The sequence below is a fragment of the Gracilibacillus lacisalsi DSM 19029 genome, from assembly GCF_000377765.1.
Taxonomy (GTDB): Bacteria; Bacillota; Bacilli; order Bacillales; family Amphibacillaceae; genus Gracilibacillus; species Gracilibacillus lacisalsi.
Genome location: NZ_KB898662.1, coordinates 49,785 through 71,597, shown reverse-complemented (window position 1 = coordinate 71,597; position 21,813 = coordinate 49,785). Strand labels below are relative to the sequence as shown.

Here is a 21,813-nt window from a genome sequence, read left to right as displayed (position 1 = left end):
GATTAGGCTTTTATATTTTTGATTCCTTTTGAAACCATACTACCTTGAAGAAACATTTAAAAGATGCTATTGTAATGATACTTTTATGTAATCGCTATCATAAAAGAGAGGTGGTATGATTTGAAAAAATTGTTTAGTAGAGTGATTTCTTTTTTTGAAAAGTTAAGTTTGAAAAGCAGAATTTCTTTAGTGTTTGCTTTAAGTACTTTTTTGCTACTTATGTTTACGATCATGTTTTCCTATCAATCGATGTCGAATATTCTAACGAATAAATTACATGCTACCTTCAATAGTAATTTACAACAAATTCGCTTATCGATGGAAAATACAATAGAAGATTTAAACTATGTTGCACAACAAATTGCTTTTTCCGAAAACCTGACCTTTAAGCTAGATGATTATTTACACTCGTCTCCGTCTTACGATAGAGTCAAAGTTTATGAGGATATTAAAAATGAGTTGAATGTAATTCAGTTTAGTAACCCCGGCATCGGTTTATCCTTACTCTATTTAAAAGAAAATGAGGAGTATCTTTTTTATAATCATGGAGTAAAAGATGAATTCTCCTTAGACCATGAACCATTATTAGATGAAGGATATAATATGCATACTTATGGACCTCACATAAGTATGGAACAGTACAAAGATAAGTATGTACTCTCTGTTGCCAGGAAATTGGATGTTAATTATGCTGATGATATTTATATTTATCTGGAATCGAATCTTGATTTAACAAATGACCTTTTAGAAGTAGATAATGTATTGAATCACGCTGATTATATACTTTTAGATGATACGAGGCATATCATATATAGTGAAAATGACACTTTCCCCTTCAATAGTTCTTTCAGTGGTAATGAAAAGGGTTATGGCAAGCATAATGGATTTTACTGGTTTGAGGAGACGACGGAAAAAGGATGGAGTATTATCGCGTTAATACCTATCTCGGAATATAACGAGGAAATGAATCAATGGGTTATTTTAATGATTTATATTGCGATTCTTTTTGTATTTATCAGTCTTGTCGTTTCCCTGTTATTATGGAAAACACTTTACAAGCCTTTAAACGAATTCCGTCATGAAATAAAATTAATGGGCAACAACAATTTTCATTCGGAAATTGTTCATACCAAAATTCCAGAGTTTGTTGATTTGATAAAGCGTTTTCGTAATATGAGGGTACAAATTGTCAGTTTGATCCAGGAGATAGAACAAAAAGAAAGAAAACGTGCTGATTTAGAGGTGGAGAAATTAAAGCATCAAATCAATCCTCATTTTTTAATGAATACGTTAGATACAGCTAAATGGTTAGCTATCTCGGGAGACAAGCAGGAGCTTACCGGTCTATTAACCTCATTGAATAAATTACTCTATTACAATATGGGAAAATTAGGGGTATTGTCAACATTGGAAGAAGAATTAGATTCAATGACGCAATATTTAATGTTGCAGCAAATCCGGTATGATTTTGAATATGTAACCAGTATCAATGTCTCTGAAGAAGTCTTACAAGCTCCTGTTCCAAGGTTTATTCTTCAGCCATTAGTAGAGAATTCACTGTATCATGGACTGGTCGATGAAGGAAACATTGCAATTAACATACATCTTGAGGAGGAAATTATTGTTATCGAAGTCCGCGATGATGGCAGAGGAATGTCGAGAGAGAAAATGAACGAAATTTTAAACGATCAATCTTTTAAACAGACGAGAAACGGGATGGGTATTGGTTTAAATTATGTTAAGAGAATGATGGAAAGAACGTATGGTAATTATGCAGAGATTGAAATGGATAGCATGGTAGGTAAAGGAACGGTCGTCCGTTTGAGAATACCATATATAAAGGGTGATTTGAAATGATTAAAGTATTAATTGTGGAAGATGACAAATTAGTCAGAAAGAGTTTCATCTCTTCCTTTCAATGGGAACAATTTGACATGGAGATAGTTGGAGATGCAAAAAACGGTGAAAAAGCTTTGCAGTTTATCGAAGATCATCAGGTAGACTTGATGATTACCGATTTAGCAATGCCGATTATGTCAGGAATAGAACTTATTCGGATTGTTAAAGAAAAATATCCAGAAATCTTTATCGTCGTGCTTTCCTTGCATCAGGATTTTGAGTATATACAGGAAGCGATGAGATTAGGAGCAATCGATTATATAGCCAAAATTGAATTAGACGGGAATGACATGGATGATATTCTTATTCGCATTCAGCACAGAATTGAAAAAGAACTAGTAAAACAAACTTCTATGTCAAATCACGAAAAAACAACAATCACTAGTGGATATGCTCTCATTTCGAAAAAAATATCTGTTGTAGAACAGGCATTAAACAAGATTTTTCCTAGCGAAGATCTATGTAAATGGAATGATTATTGTCTGCTCGTAAAGAGCGATGCACTAACACCAAAGAATGTGATACAGCAAATATTGGATACGAAATATGATATCCGTCCATTACTTCTAGTTTATCCAGAAACAGAAGTGGATTTTAACGGTATGAAGGAATGGAAAGCTAATGACCACCAACAGTTATTATTTTATGAGGTGAGCCAGGATCAACCAATAGTAGTAAAGGCCTTCCGCAATCTCTATCAACCATTACAAGTAAGCAAGCAAGAATTGGAAGGTTGGAAGGAAAGGATCATTTCATCGGATTGGCTAGCAAATAAACAGCAAGTCACTGAATTATTAAGTGGTTTATATACAACTGGTTTTTCGATAAATCATATAGAGGAATTATTATCGTGGCTCGTTAATGAATATAAGCGGATTTATCGAGATATTCTCCCTGAACAGATTCATGCCCCTATAGAAGTAAAGTATTGGTCTGATGTGGAACAGTGGTTTAAACAATTTCAGCGTGTTATGTATACAACTTTATTTAGCCCAGTGTATTCTCCAGAGACCAATCAATGTATATTAAATGCGATCGCTATTATAGAACGTGAGCTCTCTTCACCTTTGACAGCCCAATATGTTGCACAACAAGTAAATATGAGTAGGAGTTATTTTTCAACCTGTTTTAAAGAAATAATCGGTGAAACCTTTAATGAATATGTGCGAATGGCCAGAATTAGTAAAGCAAAAGATTACTTACTGTATACAAGAGAAAAGATAGCAGTTATTTCCGAAAAGGTTGGCTATGCTGATATGAAATATTTTAGTAAAATATTTCGTCAAGAGACAGGACTCTTACCGAGTGAGTATCGAAAATTAAATAAAAAGGGGTCAAATGTTTCTATGTTGTAAGAGAAATGTTGTTTCCCTTTATAAAGGAGAATAGAGAAGGTTTGGAAAGTACAAATACCACCTTTTTTTCGAAACAACCCTCTTATTGAATACGCTTACATTATTGGTATGATTAAATTGAATATAAAATTCAAGGAAAAGAGGGGAAAAGGATGCTAAGAAAGTACTTATTTTTATTATTATTTGCGTTGGTGTTAGTTGCTTGTTCTGATGATGCAAGCTCAGATCCTAGTGATGGCAAAGAGACGGAAACGGAAACTTCTTCAGAGCCAGCTGATCCGTTTGGCGCTTACGAAGAAACACTTACAATTGCCATTGGTCAAGAAGTGGATCCAAGTGATACTAGCTTACAAGATGGTGATACACCACTCGATAATCAGTACACAAGACATGTTAAAGAAAATCTAAACATCGAAGTGGAGCATGCATTTACTGCTTCTCCTTCTAACTACGATCAAAAAGTAAGTCTTGCGATTGCCAGTAATGATTTGCCAGATGCGATGGTTGTAGGTCCAGTTGAATTAAGGCAGTTGGTAGAAGCTGATCAAATTGCAGACCTGACAGAAGTATATGAGAATTATGCATCTCCGGCAATAAAGGAAATTATTGATAGTTCAGATGGAGTTGCACTTGAGAATGTTACATTTGATGGAAAAATGATGGCAATTCCTAATTCACAAGCTAGTGCCGATGGTGTCCATAATTTATGGATTAGAAAAGACTGGCTTGATAAGCTTGGCTTAGAGCCACCTAAAACAATCGAAGAATTTAAAGAAGTAGCAAAAGCTTTTGTAGAGCAAGATCCTGATGGCAATGGGCAGGATGATACGATTGGTTTAGCCGGACCAGACACCAGTAATAAACTCTATGCTAACTTTTTAGAGTCAACCAATAATTTATATGGTTTTGATGGGATTTTTTCAGCATTACATGCTTATCCAGGGTATTGGTTAGAAGGAGAAGATGGACAGCCAGTCTACGGATCAATTTTACCAGAAACGAAAGAGGCTTTATCTGTATTAAGGGATATGTACAGCGAAGGGCTCATTGACCCGGAAATGGGTGTTCGCGAGGACTCTGGTGAATCTGTTATAAGCGGAAATACTGGCATGTTCTTCGGACCTTTTTGGATGCCATATGGACCTATTACAGACGCTGTAACAAATAACCCAGAAGCAAACTGGCAATCATATGCACTTCCACTTGATGCTAATGGTGAATATACACCTCATTTGAGTACGACAACCACTCAATTTGTAGTTGTCCGAAAAGACTATGAACATCCGGAAGCTGCGATGAAGATTTTAAATAATTTATTAGCAAATGAATCTGAATTCGATCCTAGTATTGGTGGACCGGGCTATTATCCATTACGTCTTGTCTATGCACCTGCAGATGAAATGGAAGTAACAACAGTAGCTCTAAGAGAGGTGCTTGCTGGAACGAAAGAACCAGAAGATTTTTATGACATGCCCGCCTATAAATTGCTGAAATCTGATGTAGATACGATTCATGAAGTGAAGCTAGAACCATATGACAATATGGATATAGAATATTGGGATCCTGAAGCAAATCTGGGTCAATGGACGAGAGCATACTCTGCGTTAGTTGGAACTGCTCCATTAGTTGATACTGAAATCAATGGTGTTATGAGCTTAATATATTCTCAAACAGAAACGATGGAGGACAGATGGGTAAACCTGAAAAAATTAGAAGATGAAACATTTTTGAAAATCATTATGGGTACAGAACCGCTAGAATCCTTTGATCAATTTGTGGAAAATTGGAAAAAACAAGGGGGAGAGCAGATTACAGAAGAGGTTGCAGAAGTTGTAAACCAATAATGAAACAGAAAAGGCGGCGAAGTGATTCGGCGCCTTTCTAATAAGATAGGTATATAACCATTAATATCACAACTTTTTAGAGATTTCAATGCAATACTTTAACAATTTTATGAGTGGACATTTGTTCCGCTATTTGTGATAAAAGTGCTGTTGTAAACCTTTTTGAGGTCATATGTTCCGTTATTCACCCAAAGTAAAGCAGATTTCTACCTAAAGTAGCGGAATAAGGGATTAGATGTCCGCCAACATCAAAAAAGGGATGTTATCTATGCAAATAACGAACTAAATGTCCGCTAACCCACGGTCTGATTTTTTGATTGGCCAAAGAAGGGAGAGATTGTTCATGAAGTCAAAGGGTTTTGCTAAGCATTATTATTTCATGCTGATACCTGGTTTTATCTGGTTAACCTTATTCAGTATTGTACCGATGTTCGGTATTATGATTGCCTTTCAAAACTACAATCCCGGAGCAGGTGTTTTCGGTTCAGAGTTTGTGGGATTAGAAACATTCCGGTATATGTTCGAATTGAGCGATACCGTAAACGTATTTTTTAATACAATCTTTATTGCAATCATGAAAATTATTGGAAATCTTATCGTTCCTTTAGTTTTTGCCTTAATGCTCAATGAAGTGAGATATATGGGGCTAAAAAGGTCGATCCAAACGATTGTGTATTTACCGCATTTTTTATCATGGGTTATTTTGGGTGGAGTAATGCTCGATATTTTTGCTTATGGTGGTCCGATCAATCAAATGTTAGCTGCATTTGGAATAGATCCTATTTTATTTTTTGGTAGAGAAGACCTTTTTCCTTTTTTAGTAGTAGGCAGTGATGTCTGGAAGGAATTCGGCTTTAACACGATTATTTATTTAGCAGCATTAACCGGTATCAATCCAGCGCTATATGAAGCAGCAGGTATTGATGGTGCATCAAGACAGCGTATGCTTTGGCATGTTACATTACCTGGAATTCGCACTACGGCGGTATTGCTAGCTGTATTAAGTTTAGGAAATGTACTAAATGCAGGGTTTGATCAAATATTTAACTTATATAATCCGCTCGTTTATTCAACAGGAGATATTATCGATACATGGGTTTATCGGGCAGGATTATTAAATTTACAGTATGAATTGGCAACGGCTGTCGGCTTATTAAAATCAGTTGCAGGGTTTATTTTAATCAGTTTGTCATACTATCTTGCTTATCGATTTACGAATTATCGGATTTTCTAATGGAAGGGAGAAAAGCATATGTTAAGAAGTAAGTCATTATCTTCTAAAATAGCGGATGTTGTTCTGATTATCATCTTAGTAGCGATTGCGATTACTTGCATTTTACCTTTATGGTATACGTTATCTTTATCTTTAAGCTCCAAGACAGCTGCGGCGGCTGGTGCTGTTGCTTTATGGCCAGTGGAATTTAATTTTAATTCTTATCAACAATTATTGCAGGATAGTCAATTTTTTAAATCCTTCTGGATATCAGTCCAACGGGTAGTGTTAGGGGCAGGGCTGAATTTTATTATTGTACCTTTGATGGCGTATCCGTTATCTAAGACAGTAAAAGATTTTAAAGGTCGTAATGTATTAATGTGGACGCTCATTTTTACGATGTTATTTAATGGTGGTTTGATCCCTCTTTATCTAACAGTTAAAGCCTATGGTTTAATGAACAGTATTTGGGCATTAGTGTTAGTTGGTGGTGCACAAACGATTGTGTTTAATATTATTCTTACTATTAACTTCTTTCGAAACCTTCCTTCTTCTTTGGAGGAGGCAGCATTAGTAGATGGTGCCGGACCTTGGTATATTTTAACGAAAGTATTTATTCCACTATCGATTCCGGTTCTTGCTACCGTATCCCTCTTTAGTATTGTTTATCACTGGAATGAGTTTCTGTATGGTTTGATTTTTATGACGAGAGAAGAATTCTATCCATTACAGACGTATATTCAACAGCTGGTCGTATCGGTTGATCCATCAACGATGACAGAGGATCAGTATAAACGATTGAGTGAGTTGTCAAACCGCACGTTAGATGCTGCCAAAATCTTTATTGCGATGATCCCTGTATTAGTAGTGTACCCATTTTTACAAAGATACTTTATTCATGGTATCACGTTAGGATCAGTTAAAGAATAAAAGGGAGAGTGACGGAATGGAGCGCGTGTACTATCTTGCAGATTTTATTATAAAACTTGTTTATTTAAATATACTTGCTTTTTTCTTTAGTTTGCTAGGCTTAGTTGTTTTTGGGGTGTTCCCTGCCGTGACTGCTACTTTTTATATTGTGCGAAAATGGTTAACAGGTGATAGTGATATAAAGATAACAAAGAACTTTTATCGCATTTTTAAAAAGGAATTGCTTAGAAGTAACGGGATCGGATGGTTGTTAACAATAGTTGGTTTATTGTTGTATATTAATTTAACGATTGCTGAAGTGATCAACCATTCACTCATACAAATAAGTTATTATCCAATCTTAACGGTTTTTATCTTGTTCCTTTGCCTATGTTTATTTGTCATTCCTGTTTATATCCATTTTCGAACTTCTTTTCTTTCTGTTCTAAAACATGCATTCTTGATGATATTTGTTCATCCAGTGAATACATTGTTATTGTTGATAACGGTTTCAATCTTTTGTATGATGATGAAGACGATACCGGGATTTATTCCTTTATGTGGTTTCAGTGGTCTCGTATTGATTGTTATGTATTTTAGTTTGAAAACGTTTGAAAGAGTGACAACGATACAAGGAAAGCGAAAGGAAGTCGCATTATGATCCGTTTGTTTAATAATCATCAAGTAAGAGAATATCAAGAATTAGATGGACTGTGGGATTTTCAGCCGATTGATAAAAATTGTACGATAAAGGATGTGGAGAATTACGAGTATCAACTGCCTGTACCAAGTTGCTGGGAGTCACATCCTTCCTTTGCCAATTATCGTGGAAAAGCAGCCTATCGAAAAAAGATCTTCATCCAAAATGACACACATGTACATTTAGTTTGTAAAGGAATTAGTCACACGGCCGAAATTTATTTTGACAGAAGTTATGTTACTTCTCATTATAATGCTTATACACCTTTTTCTCATGTCATTAAACATGTAAAACAGGGTGAGCATGAGCTGGTGATCCTCGTTGACAATCGTTTCACGGATCAATCTTCTCTGCATATTCCTAATGACTATTATACGTATGGGGGTATCATAAGGCCGGTTGCAGTCGAATTAATGGATAGTATCATGGTAAATCAAGTGAAAAGCGTCCCAGTCAAAGTAGGGGAAAGTTGGAATTTAGAATTAGAAGTTGATATGGAATTATTAGACGATAGTCCGGACAGTTATTATCTAAAAGGAATCATTGCTAACCATACATTTACGATTGATCTTAAGCAAACAGACAAAAACAAGAGAATTAGTCATTCAATAACAGGGTTGGATGTGTCTGCATGGTCACCAAATAGTCCTCATTTGTATCGGTTAGAACTTCAAATCGTAAGAAAAGCGGATGAAGTGGCTGTAGACGATTATATCGAACGAATCGGATTTCGCGAAGTCACAACAGCAAATGGAAAGATCCAAGTGAACGGTGAAGATATCGTGTTAAAAGGATTTAACCGTCATGAGGATCATGCAATTGTCGGTGCTTCTTTTCCACTTAGTCTGATGGTAAAGGATCTGGAACTGATGAAGGATATGGGGGCTAATGCCGTTCGTACAAGCCATTACCCGAATGACGAGCTTTTTCTTGATTTATGTGATGAACTGGGATTTCTTGTTTGGGAGGAAAACCATGCCCGTGGACTAAGCTTAGAACGAATGCAGCACCCGCTTTTCCGAAAGCAATGTGAACAAGTAAATCGGGAAATGGTAGAAAATCATTATAATCATCCCTCTATTATTATTTGGGGGATTTTAAACGAGTGTGCCAGTAATACCGAACAAGGACGTGAAATATATCAGGAACAGCTCGAACAAATTCGGGCACTCGATCAAAGTCGTCCTCTGACTTTTGCTTCCCATCATCGAGCGGCGGAACTATGTTTTGACTTGGTAGATATCGTATCGTTCAACCTCTATCCACAATGGTACACAGATGAAAATCCAGGTGATCTAGCTGACCAGGCCAGAAAGTGGGCAGATGAGTCAGGTGGGGCAGGAAAACCGATGATAATGAGTGAGTTTGGTGCTGATGGGTTATATGGTTATCGCTGTCCAACTACAGTCAAAGGAACAGAAGAACGGCAGGCAATGATTATCGAGGCTAATTTGACTGCTTATATGAAAAAAGATTATCTATCTGGTATGTTCATCTGGCAATTTGCTGACTGTCGAGTGACAGAGGAAGAGTGGTTTATGACAAGAGCCGGTACGCAAAACAACAAAGGTATTGTTAATGGCTACCGTCAACCCAAACAAGCCTACCATATTGTTAAAAACAAATGGGGCTAAGAATATGATCGGAAAGGAGGCATCAAGCAGTGTCAATCAAAGTAGGAATTATCGGACTTGGTCTCCAAGGTACAAAATACGCATCACTCCTTCATGACGGGAAAGTAAAAGGAATGGCATTAACAGCCGTCAATTCACGAAGCGAGGAGAAAAGAGACTACGTACAGGAGCACTTTAAAGAGGTGTTATTTTATCAGGATTATCACGATTTAGTAAAAAATGAAGCAATTGATGCTGTTATCATTTGTGTTCCTCATTTTCAGCATGTCGCAATTGCTATGGAAGCACTTGCCCATAACAAACATGTATTGGTAGAAAAACCGCTCAGTGTACATACCAAAGAGCTTGAAGAACTAAATCGATTAGCCGAAGAAAAACCGGATTTGCGTTTTGGTATCATTTTTAATCAACGGACAAAGCCAGCTTATCAAAAGTTGAAGGATGTATTAGTGGAACGTATTATCGGTAATATTAGAAACTGGCAATGGACAGCTACTAAAACATGGCGTCCGCTAGCCTATTATGAACAGAATGAGTGGCGTGCAACCTGGAATGGAGAAGGTGGCGGCGTCTTAATCAATCAAGCATCACATCATATTGATTTAATCACTTGGTTATTTGGGATGCCTGAAAAAGTGTTTGCACACCTTAAATATGGATCTCAACGAGACATTACAGCTGATGATGATGTAACAGCAGTCTTTACTTATATGAATGGTATGTCTGGTGTTTTTACATCCCGTACGCATGATTTTTTCGGGACAGATCGGCTTGAGATCCTGGGAGATAAAGGCAAGATTATGATAGAAAACGGGGATTGGATGAACATGAAAGTATTTGATCAAGAGGAACAGCTCTGGAGTAAGAAGTTAAGTTTAGCAGAGTTCAAGACGATGGAGCAAAATTCCCCGTATTATCAAGAAAAGATGTTGGATTATAGGGAGGTTAAGCAAAATCCATATGTTAGCGTCATGGAAAATTTCATGGAAAGCATAACAGAAAATACTCGGTTATTTGCGACAAAAGAAGATGGTGAACGTAATGTGGAGCTTATTAATGCTATTTATTTATCGGACTGGCTGCAGCAAGAAGTATCTATACCTTTTGACCAATCGCTTTATCTTGAAAAATTACATGCCCTAATGGAAAAAGAAAGAGAAGGCTGAACCGGATATGGTCTTCTCTTTCTATATGCAATTTAACTTCTGGTAAGTTCAGGAAAAACGATATTTTGAAGCTTACATTATTTTGATTTATTTTTATTTTGTGGCAATGTTGTATTCGTTGCTAAGAAATTACGTTCTGTATTTGCTCTAACATTTTTTAGGTTATATTTCCTCTTTGGCACAGTATTCAACTCCTTCTAATGGCTTATTGATCACGGTTATTAACCCGTGATATGTTTCCTTTTTAATATGTGCACCTGCAAAATGTTTATGAATGTTTGCAGAAAAATTGTTCATCCCCTCCAGGTCCCATTATTTAATTATGAAATCGAAACATATCCATTTTTCAATCTACCTAAGATTTCTTGTGTAAGCCCTTACTTTTATTTATTTAATTGAAACTGCTTACAATATAAAATGAACTTAATTTAATAGGAAAGGGGTTATTAGTGATGAAAAAGTGGTATTTATTTTTAGTTTTAGCATTTTTTACTGCATTGGTGGTTGCCTGTAGTTCGGATTCTGCTAATGAAAATGAGGAAAATACAGGATCTGAAGAAGATACAACAGAGACAGAAAATGACGAAGGGGCATCAGATAGTGAAGAGGTCACTTTACGAGTAGCATGGTGGGGTGGTCAGGAGCGACATGACCGCACATTACAAGTGATTGAAATGTACGAAGAGGAAAATCCTCATGTAACGATTGAGGCTGAGTATTCTGGTTTTGATGGTTATTTTGACAAATTAAATACACAACTGGCAGCTGGAAATGCTCCCGACGTTATACAATTTGGTGGTAATTTAAACGACTTTGTAGCTCGAGACGTAATTTTACCATTAGATGATTACGTAGGAAATGAATTAGATATAAGCTTACATGATCAAAGTATGTTAGATTCGGCAACATTTAATGACCAATTGTATGGGGTGACACTTGGTACAACAGCATGGGGCTTACTGTTAAATAAAACAGCGTTTGAAGAAGCTGGTATTTCAATGCCAAGTAAAGACTGGACATGGGAAGATTTTAAAGAGATAACACCTCAATTATCTGAGAATCTGGATGGAACATATGGTGCAGGGGATTTTGGTGAAGATGGTTTTGGTGTATTTCTCGCACAAACAGATAAGTATACCTATTTAGATGGTGAAGTTGGTTTTGAAGCAGATGATGTTAAAGAATGGTTCAACTTATGGAAAGAACTTCGTGAAAGTGGCGGCGCTGCTATTCCGGAGGTACAAGTGTCAGCATCCCAAACTCCAGAACAATCCTTGATTGTGCAACGTGACGTAGCGATTGAATCTGTTGCAAGTAACCAGCTCGGTGCTTACACAGGTGCGACAGAGGATGAGTTTGAACTATATCCTTACCCAGCTAATTCAGAAACGGGTAAAAACGGTGTATCCCTAAGACCAAGTCAGTATTTTGCGGCGTATAAGGATACAGAGCATCCAGAAGAAGCGGCAAAATTTATGGATTTCTTCGTTAATAACATCGAGGCTACTGAAGTATTAGGTAATGATCGTGGTGCACCGGTTAATTCTGATGTTCGTGAAAACTTGATTGATCAAGCTACAGAATTAGATGAAGCTGTTTACTCTTACATTGACTTAGTTAGTGAAACATCTGATGCACCATTTATTCCTAACTTACCTGGTTACAATGAAAATACCCAATTATTCACGGAAACAGAGCAAATTATTTACTACGACCAAAAATCAGTAGATGAAGCTGCAGAAGACTATTACGAAGAATTACTTGCCAATATTGAAAAATACGAAAATGAAGAAGTTGAAGAATAAAATGAACCACTGCCCATAATAAAAAGCTTGATAACAAAGTGACTCCTAGCGGGTCACTTTGTTCCATCCATGTTTTGAAGTCTTAAGCTGAAAAGAAAGCATAAAATTAGGTATTTGTCTAGCTCCGACTAAATGTTAAGTGGATCTACGATTGTTTTAATAGTCATTTTGAAATATATCAATCGCATAACCATCGCTTCGGCTGCCCACTTCCCATTACACTGGGTTTTTCAGTAGCCTCGTTTGAAAGTGGTCGGCCTCCGTTATAAAGCAGTTCTACAACGTATGTGACAGCTAACTTTATGAGGTTTTATACAATGTGAAATAAAGACGTATGTCCGTACGTTAAAACAATGTAGAACGTTATTTAGCGTAGGCGTCCACTTCGACTCCTGTGGGATCAGCGTGATCTGAAGATCCACTTTTGTAAAGCGATCTTCTTTACAAAAGTTAGCTGAAGACACGCCCCACGGAAAGCGAAGTGGGCAAGCCGCAGCGGTTGTTACGCTTATCATTCATGGCAAAATAACTACTTTGGACAGGACCGGGTGGGCTTTCTCGTTTTTTTCAATTTCAGGAAATCAACAGAGATTGGTTTACTGAGATGAAGACTTCAACACACAAAAAGATTTAGGAGGGGTGACAATGAAAAGTACAGAAGCATTAGAAACACCGATGATAAAGAAAAAATCGAAGGAAAAACGCAAGCAATATATCGCTGCATATGTGTTTCTTTTACCTTGGTTAATCGGCTTTCTTGGGTTGATATTAGGACCAATGATCAGCTCATTATATTTATCATTTACACGTTTTGACTTATTAAATACACCGGAATGGATTGGTCTTTCCAACTTTCAAGCAATGTTTCAGGATGAAAGGTGGATTGCATCTGCAAAAGTTACCTTAACCTTCGTATTTATTGCAGTACCAACACAGTTAATCGCAGCTTTATTAGTAGCTGTATTATTGAATAAAAAAATGGCAGGTATTGGCTTTTACCGAACGACCTATTATTTGCCTTCATTACTTGGCGGAAGTGTTGCGATTGCGATCCTTTGGAAAAATTTATTTGAAATTGATGGGTTAGTCAATCAGGTTTTAGCCTATTTCAACATACAAGGACAAGGATGGATATCACACCCAGATTATGCATTAGGTACGATCATTATTTTAGCAACATGGCAGTTTGGTGCTTCCATGGTTATTTTCTTAGCAGGGTTAAAACAAATTCCGAAAGAACTCTACGAGGCAGCAGCAGTTGACGGAGGAACGAAACGTCAAGTTTTTTTCCGTGTTACATTGCCATTATTATCACCAGTTATTTTCTTTAACTTAGTAATTGAATTAATTAAATCAATTCAAGTGTTTACTTCAGCCTTTATTATTAGTGAGGGGACAGGTGGACCAATTAACTCCACGTTATTTTACACTCTCTATTTATACCAGAAAGGTTTTACGCAATTTGAGATGGGATATGCCTCTGCAATGGCATGGGTGTTAGTGTTTATTTTAGGTGTGATGACACTGATTATCTTCTTCTCATCAAAATATTGGGTGCATTATGAAGACGGGGGGAAATTGTAATGAATCAAAGTACGAAAACAAGCAGGATTGTAACACATGTTTTCATTATCGTATTCGGTTTATTGATGCTATATCCGGTGGTATGGATGGTCGCGAGTTCGTTTAAGCCGGAAACACTTATTTTCTCGTCGCCGAGTATTTTTTCGAAAGAGTGGACATTGGATAATTATACGAATGGTTGGAATGTAGTAAGAAATGTTACATTTGGCCAGTTTTTTCAAAATTCGTTCTTAATAAGTATGATTGCGGTGCTAGCCAATCTCATTACTTGTTCGATGGCAGCATATGCTTTTGCTAGGTTGAAATTCCCATTGAAAAAGCTCTGGTTTGCATGTATGCTAATGACGATTATGTTACCAGCACATGCAACACTTATTCCGCAATATACAATTTTTCATAATTTAGGATGGGTTAATACGATTTTGCCATTAACTGTCCCGAAATTATTAGCGACAGATGCTTTTTTTATCTTCCTCATGGTACAATTTTTTAGAGGGATTCCTCGTGAGTTAGATGAAAGCGCGATCATGGATGGTTGCGGTATTTATCAGATTTATACAAGGATCATTATGCCTTTAGCGGTCCCGGTATTAATTACGACAGCGATCTTTACCTTTATCTGGACTTGGGATGATTTCTTTAGCCAAATTTTATATTTAAATACCGTTGATACGTTTACAGTTCCATTAGGTTTACGGTTATTTTTAGATTCACAAGGGGAGTCCTCCTGGGGATCTGTCTTTGCGATGTCCGTGCTTTCCTTAATTCCAATAACAACCGTATTTTTCATTTTTCAACGATATATTGTGGAAGGCATAGCAACTACTGGTATAAAAGGTTAGTAATGGTTAGAAAAGAGGGATATCAATGATTCGAAAATTAAAAACGATAATGGTCGTATGTTTTGTTTTCGTCAATGCCCTCTTTCTTGCAGGTGTCAGCTATTCTTCTTACCAATATTTTTTTAATTTTACCTCTGATGAAATTAGTGAGGCAAAACTGACGTTATTAAATGAAAGCGCTAATAAATTATCAGGTGTAATCCAAAATATTCGTGAGGCGGGAACGTTTATTGCCATTGATCGTACTGTTGTTGATATGTTTGAAAATACGGGCACCACGCCATATGAAGCATTAGTGGAACGTAATGAACTGAAGAATTTGGCTAATAATGTTGCTTCTTTAAAACAAGAGGTTTATTCGGTTGAAATATATACGGATCGTTTTCAGGAGTATTCGTATCTTTATGACTATAATGTACAGCCACAATCCAACCTGACCGAGCAGGAGTGGTTTGAACCTTTCATTGAGAATGTTGATAATGGCTGGGTGCCAAGGCATACCGACGAACTGATGGATAGAGAAATGATTAGTTATGTTCACCGGATTTTAAACCAGCGCAGTGAGACAGTCGGATATATTAAAGTCAATGTGCTTGCGGAAAACTTTCTGGAATATTTAGTGGATATGGATTTATATGATGAAATTAATGAACCATTTATTTTATTAAATACTGGTGGAAGAATTATTGCGGAAACACACTCACGGGAAGAGTATCCGATTCTAAATGATATTACCGTTTCTGTTGAAAGTGAAATATATGAACGGTTAATTCCAGAATATGATGAATTAACGGACCATCATCAATTAATAAAAAAAGACAATGAATATTACTTATTATTAATTTCCCGCCCAAATTATGAACAGTGGCGACTCGTACAGGTTATTCCAGTTGATGGTTTATATGCAGAAACCCAAGAGCTTGGTGTTCATGTGTTAGTGATTGGGTTAATTGCGATTCTGTTATCGATACCGATTGTGTACGGTATTGGAAAATGGATTACCAAACCAATTAGTCATATGGTTAAGGCCATGCGTAAAGTGGAAAAGGGAGAATTCGATGTTCAGGTGAAAAGCCATTTCGTTGAAGAGTATGATATTTTAGGAAAGAATTTTAATCAGATGACGAACGAATTGTCAGAGTTATTGGAAAAGCTGGAAGAGGAAAATGCCAATCGTCGTGAAGCAGAAATGCGTGCATTACAAAGTCAAATAATGCCCCACTTTCTGTACAACACATTAGATATGATTAAGTGGAAGTCACTTGACCATGATGCAGAAGATGTTGGAGAAATGGTTAATAAGTTAAGCAAAATGCTACGAATCGGCTTGAGTGGTGGTTTGAAGTTTATTCGGTTGCGTGATGAGTTAGATCATGCCAAATGTTATATTGATATCCAAAAGCAACGTCAGCCACAAGCTATTGATTACAAAGTTCGTGTACCAGCTTATATGAAGGATTACTATGTTCCCAAAATTATTCTCCAGCCTTTTATCGAAAATAGTATTAAACATGGCTATCATAATGCCGGATCTAAAAGAATGGAGATTACGGTTCTTGGAGAAATGTGTGGAAAGAACGACTGTATCAAGCTAACTGTTAAGGATAATGGGACAGGATTACCGGATAATTGGAGTTTTTCTAATGTGAAAGGGATTGGTATTCAAAATGTAAGAGAGCGGATTGCCATGTACTGTGGTGAGCAGTTTGATGTTGACATTTATAATCATGAAAAAGGTGGAGTGGTCGTGGAAATTCGCGTACCGATTTATGAAGCACAACCCGCTACACAACCTCAGACAAATGAATCGGGGGAATAGAGAGTGAAGTCCATTATAATTGTTGATGATGAATTATCGGTAAGAGAAGGCTTACTCAAGCACGTCAATTGGGAGAAATTACAGATACGAGTATTAGGTAGTGCCAATGATGGAGAACAAGCTATAAGGATGATCGAAGAAGAAACACCAGATCTGATGATTACAGATATTTATATGCCTGGGATGGATGGTCTTTCCTTGATTAAAAAGGTAAGCGAAAACTATCCTTCTATCCGGATCATTATTCATAGTGGTTATAATCACTTTGATAATGCTAGAAAGGCGATTCAATATGGTGTCAAACATTTCTTTTTGAAACCTTCACCAGTGACGGAAATCGAAACTGTGATTCAGGAAGTATTGCAAGAAATCGAGTCAGAGGATAAACAACAGGCAATCCTTGAAACTTATCGAGAACAAGGCCCTGCCTATTTAGCCTACCGAAAAGATACATTTATCCGTAATCTTTTGTTTAATCGGTACAAATCAAAGGATTTGTCTGTTGAAAGCAAGGAGCTTTTAGAAGTAGATGTAAATGCATCCCAAGTGGTGACATCGATTATGATTAATCGACCACCATATTTAACGAAAGCACATGAGCGTGAATGGCAATTAATGAAGTTTAGTGTAGGCAATATTTTGGCGGAAACCATACAGCAGTTTTCTGAGCAATATCGCTTTGTTACACATCTTCTTGATTATTCTGATTCTACTTATGTAATGGTAGTCTTTTTGCCCGGAAATGAAATTTATTTAGAGCAATTAAATGATAAGCTCGTCCATAAAATGTTGGAGAATGTCCTCTATTACTTAAAAGTATCCGTTATGATTGGGGTCAGTAATGTCAGAAAAAGCTTGCATCAGTTAACAGACGCGTATTCGGAAAGTATGCAAGCTTTAGAAGTTGCGGAGTATGAAGAATGGAACAAAGTATTTCATTACCAGGAGACAAAGCAGAAAGGCTCTGGTGATGCATATGTATATCCTTTTGAAACGATTAAAGAAATTCATACAAAAATTAGCGATAAGGATTACGATGAGTTATTAGCAATCTGGGATCAATTTGTAAACGGTTTATCAGAAGGAGATTATTCTCCTTTTTATATGATCCAAACCGTTTCGATCAATATTTTAAGTGCATTAATGATGGAAGATCAGTCAATCGACCATGGTGAATCCCAACCTGAAGGGCAGTCATCTTTATTGATTGAAGTCTATAATTATCATACAACGAAAGATTTACTAGCATGGATGACAGAGCAATTAAGAAAGTGGGTGGAGCATTCTAAGGAGGCACTAGCTGGCAAGAAGACGAGTAAATTAGTAGAGCAAGTGAAGGAGCATGTTCATCATTATTATGATGAAGAAATCACGTTAGCTGAAATTGCCGATATGCTCTATGTGAATCGCAATTATTTATCTCAGTTATTTAAAAAAGTAACCGGTGAAACGTTTGTTAATTACTTAAATCAGTATCGAATCACCAAAGCGAAAGAATTATTACGCGAAAAAAGGTATATGGTCTATGAAGTGAGTGAAATGGTAGGATATCAAAACTCTACTTATTTCAGTCAAGTATTTAAAGCCATTACCGGTGTAAGCCCATCTGAATATTTTTAGGATGTGAAGTGCTCTCGAGGGCAAAAGAAAGGTAAAGGTGGAAAAAGTGTCTTCGAGAAGAGGAGTTTAATTTGATAAGGGAGGGGATTTAATGAAGGTAAATCAGGAAGTCCAGATTAGAGATCCATTTATTTTTGTAGATCGTAAACAAGGAAAATATTATTTATTCGGCAGTACCGATAAAAATATCTGGGGAAAGGGTACTGGCTTTGATGTTTGGATTGGTGACGATTTGAAGCAATGGGAAGGCCCCTATCCAGTATTTCGCCCTGATATAGAGTTTTACTCAGACGAGAACTTCTGGGCTCCAGAAGTACACGCGCATAATGGTTCTTATTATATGTTTGCGACCTTTCTATTAAAAGATGGTGGTAAACGTGGTACAGCTATTTTAAAATCTGATTCATTAACAGGTCCGTTCCATCCGCACAGTGAAGGGATTGTCACACCGAAAGGCTGGTTTTCACTAGACGGAACATTACACATTGATGAGGAAGGTAAGCCGTGGATGGTATTTTGTCATGAATGGGTTCAGATTGGTGATGGAGAGATTTGTGCTGTTCGCCTAAGTGATGATTTAAAGAAAGCTATCGGAGATCCGGTAACCCTTTTTGCGGCGTCAGAAGCCCCTTGGCCAACATCATTTCAACATAAAACACGAAATACAAAAGAAAATTATGTGACAGACGGTCCCTACATATATAAAGCGGAGAATGGAGAATTATTAATGTTGTGGGCTAGTTTTGTTGATAATGTCTATGCCCAAGGGATTTCCCGTTCCACAACTGGGGAAGTAACAGGTTCATGGGTGCATGATGAAAAGCCATTATTTGAAAGTGATGGTGGTCATGGCATGTTATTTCATGATTTACAAGGACAATTACACCTGACATTGCATTCACCAAATAAAACGCCGAACGAACGACCGATTTTTATTCGAATGGAAGAGCATAATGGTGTGCTTAGGAGGGCTGACGATGAATAGAAAAAAGATCGTCGATAAACATGCTCCTGTCGTGACTAAGATAGAACCTAGGGCGCCATTATCCATTGGAAATGGTGAATTCGGAATGTCTGTTGACTTTACGGGGTTGCAAACATTCCCTGAACAATATGTGACACCATTAAGTACACAATCAAATTGGGGTTGGCATGCTACTGGTGGAAAAAATCGTTACACATTAGATGATGTGAACATGCAATATTACCAAGGGGCGCCATATCCACTTTATCCAGAAAACAAAGAAGAAGCCTATCATTGGTTAAGACAAAATCCTCATCGTTTACAACTTGGACAGATTGGGTTTTTGTGTGATGCTGGGGAGGTCAAACCTGTTAAGCAAAGGCATGATTTATGGTCAGGTGTGATTGAGAGTGATTTCATCTTAAATGGCGAGAAGGTTAAGGTCAAGACAGCTTGTGATCCGGAAGAGGATATCATCGGAGTAACCGTAGCCTCATCCTTGTTAAAAAAAGGTCAAATCGCAATACAATTAGCTTTTCCCAGTCCCAATATCACCGATCGAAAATGGGAAGATGCGTTTGCATTAAATTGGGAAGAAAGTGGACATCAAACAGAGGTATTTAACCAATCTGATAACTCGATTAAGTTGAAACGCATAATGGATGATACGTCTTATACAGTAGGATGGAACTGGAACTCTGGAGAAGTTCGGCAAACAGAAGCAAATAGATGGGTATTAACATCAGATGCTGAAACATTGACATTTACACTGTCTTTTTCTGAAAATAAGCTGATAGAAAAGACAACAGATCAGGTGTTTACAGAATCGCGTGAGCATTGGAAGGAATTCTGGTCTAACGGAGGTTTCCTGTCTTTTGAAGGAAGTAAGGATCCTCGTGCAGATGAACTGGAACGGCGGGTGATTTTATCACAATATCTTTTAGCTGTTCATAGTGGTGGTTCGGTTCCACCACAAGAAACAGGTTACATGTATAACAGTTGGTTTGGGAAGTTTCATTTAGAAATGCATTATTGGCATGCTGCACATTTTCCGTTATGGGGAAGGCCAGCTATTTTGAAAAAAAGTATGAACTGGTATCTCAATATTTTGCCTAAAGCTTATCAGCTAGCAGAATCTCAAGGGTTTCAAGGTGCTCGTTGGCCGAAAATGGTTGGTATAGAAGGAGAGCAGACGCCATCACCGATTGCTCCGGGTTTAATCTGGCAGCAACCACATCCAATATATTTAGCTGAATTATGCTATCAAGCAAATAATGATGAAAAGATGTTAGAGACATTTAGTGAAGTAGTTTTTGCTTCGGCTGATTTTATGGCATCATTCGCTACCTATGATGAAGAGCATGATGTCTATCAACTAGGACCTGGACTTATACCAGCACAGGAGAACCATCGGATGGAAGATAGCATTAATCCACCATATGAACTAGAATATTGGCATTTTGGTTTAGGTATTGCGATCGAATGGTGTGAGCGAATAGGTAAAGAAATACCGGAAAAATGGAAAGCAGTCAGAAAAAAAATAGCAAAGCCACGTGTAAAAGATGGGGTCTATTTAGCACATCGAGATTGTGAAAATACTTTCACTGAAAAAAATCATGATCATCCATCAATGGTAGCGGCTTTTGGCGTATTGCCGGGAGAATTAATAGATAAAAAGGTAATGCTTGATACATTGCATAAAGTTAAAGAAGAATGGCAATGGGAAACAGCATGGGGATGGGATTTTCCAATGTGTGCCATGACAGCTGCAAGGCTTGGGGAGCTAGATCTAGCTGTCGACTTTTTGTTAATGGATCAAGTCAAAAATACTCACTCTATCAATGGACATAACTACCAACATGATGCATTAACGGTCTATCTTCCTGGAAATGGAGCTTTGTTGATTGCAGTGGCAATGCTCGCAACGAAAACAGGTTTCCCAAAAGGATGGGCACTCGAACAAGAGGGATTAAAAGATATATATAGTTAAACTAGATCAACTTACGGACAAAACAACAGAAAAACAGATGAAATTGTCCGTAAGACTGAATCTAAGGGACACCAGTAAGGGAAATACGTCAGGAGTGTCCGTAAGAATAGATCTTGTGGACAAAGCTAGATCAAAAACGAAAAAAGTGTCCATAAGAAAGCATCTAATAGACAAATTCAAGAAAAAGCAAGCAAAACTGTCCGTAACAAAAACAAACCTTGATTCATCCAAATATATTCAGCATTTCCGTTTCTTTCATTCTTAAAAAAATAAGTGACAGATGCTTTGAAAATTGGTACACTATTTTAGTATATATTTCGAAGTGGAACAGTAATGGACGTTGTTCTATTACTGTTTTTTCTGTGTTTTATCACGGTGCTGTCCAATCCATTCCAAGGTTATCAATGAAGCTAGGGACGGATATGGACGCTAACACCTTGATTAGTTTCGCTAATCATCAGTGAGGGGC

At 37.1% G+C, this 21,813-nt stretch carries 16 protein-coding genes; 15 read left to right on the top strand and 1 reads right to left on the bottom strand.

The features are described 5' to 3' along the window. The first annotated feature begins 120 nt into the window (after window positions 1-120). From D569_RS0100290 to D569_RS0100255, 8 genes are all read left to right on the top strand, one after another. Window positions 121-1,857, top strand: coding sequence for a sensor histidine kinase (locus D569_RS0100290; RefSeq protein ID WP_018930388.1), 1,737 nt, complete (start codon window positions 121-123; stop codon window positions 1,855-1,857). Next, a complete protein-coding gene (locus D569_RS0100285) occupies window positions 1,854-3,254 on the top strand; it encodes a response regulator transcription factor (protein WP_018930387.1) in 1,401 nt (466 codons plus the stop codon). The genes D569_RS0100290 and D569_RS0100285 overlap by 4 nt, the downstream gene beginning before the upstream one ends. A 152-nt stretch (window positions 3,255-3,406) precedes the next feature. Then, a complete protein-coding gene (locus tag D569_RS0100280) occupies window positions 3,407-5,098 on the top strand; it encodes an extracellular solute-binding protein (protein ID WP_018930386.1) in 1,692 nt (563 codons plus the stop codon). A gap of 343 nt (window positions 5,099-5,441) precedes the next feature. Next, window positions 5,442-6,332 carry an ABC transporter permease gene (locus D569_RS0100275; RefSeq protein WP_018930385.1) on the top strand — a complete coding sequence of 297 codons (891 nt, stop codon included), beginning with the start codon at window positions 5,442-5,444 and terminating at the stop codon, window positions 6,330-6,332. Window positions 6,333-6,350: 18 nt separating this feature from the next. Beyond that, window positions 6,351-7,241, top strand: coding sequence for a carbohydrate ABC transporter permease (locus tag D569_RS0100270; protein ID WP_018930384.1), 891 nt, complete (start codon window positions 6,351-6,353; stop codon window positions 7,239-7,241). Window positions 7,242-7,257: 16 nt separating this feature from the next. After that, window positions 7,258-7,881, top strand: a complete 624-nt coding sequence (locus D569_RS0100265; RefSeq protein WP_018930383.1) for a YesL family protein — start codon at window positions 7,258-7,260, stop codon at window positions 7,879-7,881. Further along, window positions 7,878-9,554, top strand: a complete 1,677-nt coding sequence (locus D569_RS0100260) for a glycoside hydrolase family 2 protein (RefSeq protein ID WP_018930382.1) — start codon at window positions 7,878-7,880, stop codon at window positions 9,552-9,554. Before D569_RS0100265 ends, D569_RS0100260 begins: the two co-directional genes overlap by 4 nt. A gap of 29 nt (window positions 9,555-9,583) precedes the next feature. Continuing rightward, window positions 9,584-10,720, top strand: a complete 1,137-nt coding sequence (locus D569_RS0100255; RefSeq protein ID WP_018930381.1) for a Gfo/Idh/MocA family protein — start codon at window positions 9,584-9,586, stop codon at window positions 10,718-10,720. 162 nt (window positions 10,721-10,882) lie between these two features. Here D569_RS0100255 and D569_RS24970 read toward each other — a convergent pair whose 3' ends face one another. Continuing rightward, window positions 10,883-11,017 (bottom strand): hypothetical protein, encoded by a 135-nt coding sequence (locus D569_RS24970; protein ID WP_018930380.1) that lies wholly within the window; start codon window positions 11,015-11,017, stop codon window positions 10,883-10,885. Window positions 11,018-11,172: 155 nt separating this feature from the next. Between D569_RS24970 and D569_RS22235 the strand changes: the two genes are divergently transcribed. The 7 genes from D569_RS22235 to D569_RS0100215 all read left to right on the top strand — a co-directional run bounded on the left by D569_RS22235 (window position 11,173) and on the right by D569_RS0100215 (window position 21,344). After that, window positions 11,173-12,525 carry an ABC transporter substrate-binding protein gene (locus D569_RS22235; protein ID WP_018930379.1) on the top strand — a complete coding sequence of 451 codons (1,353 nt, stop codon included), beginning with the start codon at window positions 11,173-11,175 and terminating at the stop codon, window positions 12,523-12,525. Between the two features lie 645 nt (window positions 12,526-13,170). Continuing rightward, the gene (locus tag D569_RS0100240) at window positions 13,171-14,109 is read left to right on the top strand and encodes a carbohydrate ABC transporter permease (RefSeq protein WP_018930378.1); all 939 of its coding nucleotides are present in this window, start codon (window positions 13,171-13,173) and stop codon (window positions 14,107-14,109) included. After that, on the top strand, window positions 14,109-14,951 hold the full coding sequence (locus tag D569_RS0100235) for a carbohydrate ABC transporter permease (RefSeq protein WP_018930377.1): 843 nt from the start codon (window positions 14,109-14,111) through the stop codon (window positions 14,949-14,951). The genes D569_RS0100240 and D569_RS0100235 overlap by 1 nt, the downstream gene beginning before the upstream one ends. A 25-nt stretch (window positions 14,952-14,976) precedes the next feature. Beyond that, window positions 14,977-16,770, top strand: coding sequence for a sensor histidine kinase (locus tag D569_RS0100230; protein WP_018930376.1), 1,794 nt, complete (start codon window positions 14,977-14,979; stop codon window positions 16,768-16,770). Between the two features lie 3 nt (window positions 16,771-16,773). Next, a complete protein-coding gene (locus D569_RS0100225) occupies window positions 16,774-18,390 on the top strand; it encodes a response regulator transcription factor (RefSeq protein WP_018930375.1) in 1,617 nt (538 codons plus the stop codon). A 91-nt stretch (window positions 18,391-18,481) separates the two neighbouring features. Continuing rightward, window positions 18,482-19,375 (top strand): glycoside hydrolase family 43 protein, encoded by an 894-nt coding sequence (locus D569_RS0100220; protein ID WP_018930374.1) that lies wholly within the window; start codon window positions 18,482-18,484, stop codon window positions 19,373-19,375. Further along, a complete protein-coding gene (locus tag D569_RS0100215; protein ID WP_018930373.1) occupies window positions 19,368-21,344 on the top strand; it encodes a hypothetical protein in 1,977 nt (658 codons plus the stop codon). Before D569_RS0100220 ends, D569_RS0100215 begins: the two co-directional genes overlap by 8 nt. Window positions 21,345-21,813 lie beyond the last annotated feature (469 nt).